This window comes from Aquidulcibacter sp. (assembly GCF_044346625.1).
GTDB lineage: Bacteria > Pseudomonadota > Alphaproteobacteria > Caulobacterales > Aquidulcibacteraceae > Aquidulcibacter.
Map to the genome: position 1 here is coordinate 1 of NZ_JBIIYV010000100.1, position 7,425 is coordinate 7,425.

6 protein-coding genes are annotated in these 7,425 nt (G+C 53.4%); 5 read left to right on the forward strand and 1 reads right to left on the reverse strand.

Going from position 1 to position 7,425, the window contains the following annotated elements; all coding sequences use genetic code 11:
- Positions 1-266: 266 nt before the first annotated feature.
- The gene (locus ACIQ20_RS15030) at positions 267-563 is read right to left on the reverse strand and encodes a barstar family protein (protein ID WP_395781701.1); all 297 of its coding nucleotides are present in this window, start codon (positions 561-563) and stop codon (positions 267-269) included.
- A gap of 154 nt (positions 564-717) precedes the next feature.
- Between ACIQ20_RS15030 and ACIQ20_RS15035 the strand changes: the two genes are divergently transcribed.
- The 5 genes from ACIQ20_RS15035 to ACIQ20_RS15055 all read left to right on the forward strand — a co-directional run bounded on the left by ACIQ20_RS15035 (position 718) and on the right by ACIQ20_RS15055 (position 7,247).
- Complete coding sequence (locus ACIQ20_RS15035; RefSeq protein WP_395781703.1) at positions 718-1,269, forward strand: hypothetical protein; 552 nt, start codon at positions 718-720, stop codon at positions 1,267-1,269.
- 454 nt (positions 1,270-1,723) lie between these two features.
- Positions 1,724-2,776 carry a zinc-dependent alcohol dehydrogenase gene (locus tag ACIQ20_RS15040; RefSeq protein ID WP_395781705.1) on the forward strand — a complete coding sequence of 351 codons (1,053 nt, stop codon included), beginning with the start codon at positions 1,724-1,726 and terminating at the stop codon, positions 2,774-2,776.
- Between the two features lie 41 nt (positions 2,777-2,817).
- Positions 2,818-3,879 carry a phosphatidylserine/phosphatidylglycerophosphate/cardiolipin synthase family protein gene (locus tag ACIQ20_RS15045; protein ID WP_395781707.1) on the forward strand — a complete coding sequence of 354 codons (1,062 nt, stop codon included), beginning with the start codon at positions 2,818-2,820 and terminating at the stop codon, positions 3,877-3,879.
- A 3-nt stretch (positions 3,880-3,882) separates the two neighbouring features.
- On the forward strand, positions 3,883-4,629 hold the full coding sequence (locus tag ACIQ20_RS15050) for an endonuclease/exonuclease/phosphatase family protein (RefSeq protein ID WP_395781709.1): 747 nt from the start codon (positions 3,883-3,885) through the stop codon (positions 4,627-4,629).
- A gap of 146 nt (positions 4,630-4,775) precedes the next feature.
- Complete coding sequence (locus ACIQ20_RS15055; RefSeq protein ID WP_395781711.1) at positions 4,776-7,247, forward strand: ATP-binding protein; 2,472 nt, start codon at positions 4,776-4,778, stop codon at positions 7,245-7,247.
- Positions 7,248-7,425: the final 178 nt, after the last annotated feature.

The window sequence follows — 7,425 nt, forward strand, 5'->3', positions numbered from 1 at the left end:
AACAAACCAAGCCCCCAACCGAAATCCCCATAGCCACAGCCCACAACAACAAAGATTCGTTCTCCGGACACTTTCGGACGCCCAAAAGCATCCGAAACCCTTCACGGGGATGGACGTTTAAGGCGGTTCTGGGCGTCTTGAAAGCGGACCTTCACGAGACCCTAGAGTGCTTGTTCTTCGCCTCGTTCGAGGATCCAAGCAGATTACGATGGGATTGTGAATGGCCAGGTCAGTCGCTCTTGCCTTCGACGAATACCAATGCAGCCTTACTCCAAGATAAGGAGTACATTGTCTTCAGCCTCAGCTCCGCCAGCGTCATGCACAGAAATGATTTCAATCAGCAAATCAAAAACTGTAGGCCCTAACAGCTCTTTAGAGCGCGCTGAATTCTTCCAACGAAGGATAAATCCTTCCTCCGGTGTTCCAAAGCCGCCTCTTAGGACATCATTAAAGGCATCAAGGTTTCTGCCCCAAGAATCAGGAAGCACAACTCTGCTGAACTGATCAAAAAATGCTTCGAGTGACTCTGTTAGAGTTCCATCAATACAATATTCGCGTGCCATTCAATAAAACTAACAGGGGTCCGACGCCATAGCTAGTAGTTAAACTTACGCACAGCGCAACGACCGTTTCGGTGATTCATTCAAATAGTCATGCACATCAACCTGCCATCAACGAACGCCTGTTAGAATGCTTTTGGAGCATCGGGGATGGTAAATGGAAATCGACTGGACCAGACACATTGTGATTGGCCTCCTATCGGCGCTGGTCGTGTTCGCGATCACAACCTGGGGCAACAAAAGCCCAACTGACCGGCGAGGCTGGCGCAGCCTAAAGCCGGGTGCCATGTATGCAGTTGCAATTTGCGGTGGCGCGCTGCTCACGCTGTTCATGGCCTATATTTGGCTGTTTGTGGGATCTTCCCGCCCGGACGGCAAAAGTCAGATGACCATCCTCTTCTGGCTGATCATGGCCTTTGGATGCGGCACGATGATCACGATCTTCCAATATGGTCAGGCGCGCGGATCAATGATGCGTTGGCGAGGCAATGCACTATACTGGCGGGGAAAGGATGGCACAGAATACACTCGCGATCTGGGCGACGCTGTGGGCTTGCGGCAAGACCTCTTGGGACCGGTCTTTATCGTCTTTGGCGATGGCGCGGAGGCACGAATTGATCCCTATTCCGACAATGCATTACTGCTGATCAGGAACGTCGCCGATCGTTTGAATCCGGATGAGGATTCTCCTGAGGACAGGGACGGCTGAGCGAATCGACCAATTGCAACGATGCTAAAATGCGTTGGAGTGACCGATTTTTGATTTCGACGCTGAGAATGAAACTGTTGCAATTGGATTATGCTCGGCAAGAATGTGTGGCGGGAAGAAGTTGTTGGTGACTAACCTTTCACTGGAGGAATGGTAGGCAGTCCAGGCTGGTAACAGGCGTGAATTTCCAGCGCGATTCAATGATCAACGAGCAATCCCTTCCACGCCGCAGGGTGCATTCCGCCTAGATTGCATTATCTTTGAACGTCCGCTTTTGCCCCACATGCCCCCAGCCCATCACACACAAACCTCCCGCGGAGCGGGTTCGTTCCTCGGCCAATTATTGCCGACATCACATGACGGGGATCAAAGCGCGCCTGATCATCGCAAGCCAAATGGCATGGGCACGTTCATTTCGCCCGGCTCAACAGCTTTTAAGATCAGGATCAATTCTATGTCGACCATCACGGACGCTACCGCTCCAGTCCGAATGCAGGCTGCCGTCGTTGAGGCTTTTGGCCAAAAGCTGGTCTTCAAAGACTTTGACGTGCCGACGCCCGGGCCGAACCAGATTTTGATCAAGACAGAGGCTTGCGGGGTTTGCCATACCGATGTGCACGCCGCCAAAGGCGACTGGCCTGTCAAACCCGCCCTCCCTTTCATTCCAGGTCACGAGGCGATCGGGATCGTGGTGGCGATGGGCGACAGCGTCACCAGCGTCAAAATGGGCGAGCGCGTGGGTGTGCCTTGGCTATATTCTGCCTGTGGCCATTGCGAATATTGTCTCTCCGCTTGGGAGACTGTGTGCCCGGAAGCCCAGTTTAGCGGCTATACCCACAATGGTGGGTTTGCGAGCTACATTCTAGCTAACCCAGACTATGTCGCGCACATCCCGGAGCGCTTGCACCCCACCGAAGCCGCGCCGCTGATTTGCGCAGGCGTGACTACCTATAAGGGCATCAAGGAAACCAAGGCTCGGCCCGGGCAGTGGATCGTGATTTCGGGATGTGGCGGACTGGGCCATCTAGGCATCCAGTATGCGAAAGCCATGGGCCTAAAAATTTGCGCGGTCGATATTGACGACGCAAAGCTGGCCCACGCGAAGCTTTTGGGGGCGGATATCATGGTCAATGCGAAAACCGTTGATCCAGTTGTGGCGGTCAAAGAGGCCACAAACGGTGGTGCGCATGGTGTTTTGATTACTGCACCCTCCTTGCCCGCCTTCCACCAAGGGATCGGCATGACACGAAAGCGGGGGGTCTGTGTGCTGGTTGGACTGCCACCGGGTGAGTTTCCGACACCCTTATTTGATGTGGTCTCAAATTGCATTTCAATCGTTGGGTCTTTTGTTGGCACACGCCAAGACTTGGCTGAATGCTTAGCCTTTGCCGCAGACGGTAAGGTCAAGGCCGACATTGAGCTGCAACCCTTATCAGCCATCAATGAGGTGCTGGCGCGCTTGGAAGCAGGCGATGTACCATCGCGCGTGGTGATCGAATTCCCATGAGTGGCCCCATGCTTCTGATCCTTCTGGATTAGCGGGAACCTATGCGTCTTTATTACTCCAGTACGGACGCTTGGCTGGCCATATGCGACGCCTGCGAGCAAGCCGAGAAATCTATCTCGCTTGAAGAATACATCCTTCGGGATGACGCAATCGGAAGTCGTTTACTGGATATTCTGATGGCCAGATCGCGGGCGGGGGTGCGCGTCCGGCTTTTATTGGACGCATTTGGAAGTCGACGCTTGCAACAACAAGCGGTCATGACCGACCTTAAGTCGTCCGGGGTCAAACTCGTCTTTTTTCGACCGATGAATTTGCTCCAAAGACTTCTGCCACCACTGAGCTTCCCCCGTGATCACGCAAAGGCCCTGCATATCGATGGCACGACCTGTTTCATCGGCAGCATGGGGGTTGCTCAACATATGTCGGGTTGGCGCGACACTCTGGTCGTGCTGGAAGGCAATGTAGCCCGCCAAGCCTTGGCTGATTTTGACCGTGTTTGGTGCCGCGAGGCGTTCAACCTTGGCTATCCACCCAAGGCTTGCGCAAATCCCAGTGATCACGAGCCCAACCAATTCATCGCCCAGATACCCGAGTATAAAACCCACGCCATTCGCGAGGCATTGCTGTCGAAAATTGCTAGCGCGCAACGGGCAATCCTTATCGCGACGCCTTTTTTCTTCCCGCCACAAGCGCTTCGCTCTGCCCTATTGGTAGCCCATCAGCGCGGGGTTGCGGTAACCTTGATGCTGGCTAGCCAAACAGATGTTCCCCTTGCCGATGGGGTGACACGAGCCCTGATCAAACAGTGGCGCTCACTTGGATTTGAGGTCGTATTTTATCAGCCAGAGGTTCTCCATGCCAAATATGCCATTATCGACTCTTCGTGGGCCACGCTGGGTAGTTGCAATTTTGACTTTTTAAGCCTTGTCTATAATCGCGAAGTGAATGTCGTCTTGGCAAACCAAGCCCATATTCTTGAGTTTGTTGCGCAATCCAAAATTGATTTAGACAATTGCGCATCGACCCCCGCCACCTCTCCTGCCCCTAACACCTGGGACACCTGGATGGGCAAAGTTGGTGCCCTTGTTTGCCAATATGTTTGAGCGATGAAAATCCTATTCTCGAACCTTGGCTATGCGACGGGGATCGACGGGAGTCTCGGTCATCATGCCAAGAAGGTATTTCGCCACGCATTCCAAACCATGGCCATGCAACGGCGTGTGCTCTCGCAATTTAGGGCGATTATTGAGCAACATGACCCAGATATCTGCTGCTTGATTGAGCTCGACAGAGGGTCCGCCCACTCCAGTTTCTACAATCAGATCGAAGCCCTTTGTTCGCCGACCTATCCCGTTTTTGATATTGCCGACAAATATGGTCCTGAAAGTCGGCTCTCAAGAATGCCGTTCCATCATGGGAAAAGTAATGGCTTCCTTGCGAAAAGCCCGCATGCATTTGCGCACCTTTATTTTGAGAACGGCACCAAGCGCCTCATTTACCAGATCACGCTGGCGCGAGATTTAACCCTTTTTTTCGCGCATTTCTCTCTGGACCGAAAAGTGAGGGCAAAACAATTTCTCGAAATGCGGGCTATGGCAGAGCGCACGCCCGGACGCGTCATCATCTTAGGCGACTTCAACACGTTGACTGGATTGGACGAGTTAGCGCCCCTGATGGCTGCAGACGGCTTGCACCTTCTCAATCGGCCAACGGTCCCGACGTTCCGCTTTCATCGCTGGCAGCACACGCTTGATCTTTGTCTGTGCAGCCCGTCTTTGGCGACCGAAATCAAACTAACAATTATTGATCAAAACTTCTCAGACCATGACGCCCTCTTGTTGGAACTTGGGTGACTTAGTTGGGGGCGGTGTTGGCATAATCAAATCCCGGCCTGGCGCGGAACAATCTTCCAACCTTGAATTAATACGACCGGTTTCAGAGACCCAATGTTAATCCAAATGAATTAGAAGGAGCAGGGAATTATTGCGAGTATACCGCCTTGATACGTCCATATGCGCTGCACAAACACTTTACCAACGTCCGAAAGGAAGCCCCGGTCATTGTCTTGATGATCGTGATTGCAGGCAGTGCATTTGCCCTAACATCCAATCATATTTGGCCATTGATTTGGGCGGCCGGGTTTTTAGCGCTGTTTACGGTCGATACTTGGTTTGCCGGCTGGTTGCTTCGAAGTGGGCGCGATCATTTGCGCACCAAAAGCGCTGCAATCCAGTTAGGTGTGATGTGCGCCCTGACCGTTTGTGGCTTTATGATCGCCCCAATTGCGATGATTGCAACAGGTGAGTTAGCCTTGGCGATTGCTGCAACGACTATGCTGGCCGCCTCAGCGACCCGTGCCACGGGCATTTTGTCGGTATCGCGCCTTTCCGGCAGCATAACCTTGGTGCCGTTTTTTGCACTGCCGCTGTTAAGCTTATGGCACCCGTATGCTAGCCACAAAGCCCACCCAGAGTTTAGCCATTATGTCGTCTGCCTCGCGGCTATCTGCGGGTTAGCCTATGTCATTTTGGCGTGGCGCACGCGCGATATTGTTGAACGCAAGCTGGAACGCGCCCGCAGAGAGGCTTTGGTCCAAGGCCGAGCTGCAGCGCGCGATGCGATGATCTCAAAACTGATCTTCAAACATACCAGCACACGGGCCGCCCTATTTGATACCGAGGCCCGCTTTATTGCGGTTAATGAGGCGTGGCTTGGGGCTATGACTATCCAGGTGAGCGAAGCGGACGTTTTAGGTAAGACCATGGCCGAAGCTATGCCTTCAGCAAAGCAGGACTGGTGTCAAGCAATTGGCTTAGCGCTGACTGGGGTCAGCAGCCAACAAACAGGCGACCAACAGGTGCGAACGGACGAGATTGAAGTCTATTTCGATTGGGAAGTCCACCCTTGGTATACGCCAGACGGCAAGATTGGCGGGGCGATTGGGTATGCCCAAGACGTCACCGAAGTTTTCCTCGCGCGCGCGGATGAAAAGGCCAAGCAACAACGTTTGACCGTCATGATTGCTCGCGCGCAAGAGGCCTTGGACGAGAAGCGCAAACTTTTGGAAGAAATCTGTGGACCAGAGGTGCTGAGTTTAAAGCCCAGCCAGCCATCTTGGCATGAGAAGCTCGAGATTTTGAAAGAGCCGCTCGATATGTCAGGGGGTCAAGACCCCAACACTCAAAGTGCCGGGCAATTATTGGCAGGCTTTGAGCGCGTTCTGGGCGACATCGACCAGCGTGACAACTTGCTGGCGACCGCCGTGCAGCAATTGAGCGAAGCGCGCCTGAATGCAGAGATCGCCAGCCAAGCGAAGTCCCAATTGATGGCCAATGTCAGCCATGAATTGCGCACCCCGCTTCACGCCATTTTGGGCTATACTGAGATGCTGATTGAAGATGCCGAACAGGACGGCAGACAAGACGCCGCTCGTGATGCGCGCAAGGTTCAGGATTCAGCCCATCACCTCTTGAAATTGATCAATGAAATCCTCGATCTTGCAAAGATCGAGGCAGGCAAGATGGAAATCACCCACGAACCGGTTAACTTGGTCGAGCTGGCTGATGAAGTCCTGCAGAGCTTGGGCCCTTTAGCAAAAAATCGTGGCAATCAAATGATCTTGGTAAGTCCAGACGACCCGATCGTCGTTCTAACCGACGGGTTCCGCCTGCGCCAATGTTTGATGAACCTTATCTCCAATGCGATCAAATTCACTCAAGATGGGCAAGTCGCTGTCACGTTTGAAAAGCAGGGCACAGCAACGGGGCGTGCAAAGTATGAAATCAAAGTAGCTGACACCGGCATTGGGATGAGCGCGGAAGCTCAATCCCGATTGTTTGAGCCGTTCCAACAAGGTGATGGCTCTGTCACGCGCGTTTATGGCGGAACCGGCCTTGGCCTCGCCCTTACCCGCGAAATGATGCAACTCCTAGGTGGGACTGTTGGTGTAGAAAGCGTTGCCGGACTTGGATCCACCTTTACCCTGTCGCTGCCAGCAAAAGGCTTGCAGGCCAAGGATGTGGATGTGCAGATTGGAGCAGACGAGGCTGCGCCATTGATCCTCGTGATCGATGATGATGAAGTCAGCAATACGTTGGCGCTGCGGGCAGCCCAAAGCCTGGGCCTGAATAGCGCGATGGCCTCTACAGGCAGTTCGGCCCTCGCCTATCTGGCCAATCGCGCCGTTGATCTGGTAATCTTGAACGTCGAACTGCCAGATATCGACGGTTATGCCTGTCTGGCCGCTCTGCGCGCCAATGCAGCACTGAATGACACACCCATTGTTATGATTGCGGCCGATGATGATCAACGCAAGTCGATCGCCCTTGGCGCCCAAGAGCATTTCATGAAGCCAATTTTGGGCTCAGTGTTGGGTGCCGCGATTGCGCGGCTCATTCGCCCGAAGCGCGAAGTTTCCCATGTAGAAACCATTGAGTTGCCGCGCTATCGCCTATGGAGAGCCAATTCTTGACCCATGGGATACAGTTTTGCCTATTCAAATGCACGCAAATCATGAAATTGATGAACGATAGGTAACAGGGGACCGTCATGCAAAGAATTTTGCTGGCCGAGGATCATGACGACAATCGCGAAATGCTGATGCGTCGTCTTACACGGGCTGGATTTGAAGTGCGCGGGGCCAGCGACGG

What these genes read in the sequence shown, in the direction of transcription:
- ACIQ20_RS15030 (WP_395781701.1), bottom strand. Translation starts at nt 563, where the DNA reads ATGGCACGCGAATATTGTATTGATGGAACTCTAACAGAGTCACTCGAA.
- ACIQ20_RS15035 (WP_395781703.1), top strand. Translation starts at nt 718, where the DNA reads ATGGAAATCGACTGGACCAGACACATTGTGATTGGCCTCCTATCGGCG.
- ACIQ20_RS15040 (WP_395781705.1), top strand. Translation starts at nt 1,724, where the DNA reads ATGTCGACCATCACGGACGCTACCGCTCCAGTCCGAATGCAGGCTGCC.
- ACIQ20_RS15045 (WP_395781707.1), top strand. Translation starts at nt 2,818, where the DNA reads ATGCGTCTTTATTACTCCAGTACGGACGCTTGGCTGGCCATATGCGAC.
- ACIQ20_RS15050 (WP_395781709.1), top strand. Translation starts at nt 3,883, where the DNA reads ATGAAAATCCTATTCTCGAACCTTGGCTATGCGACGGGGATCGACGGG.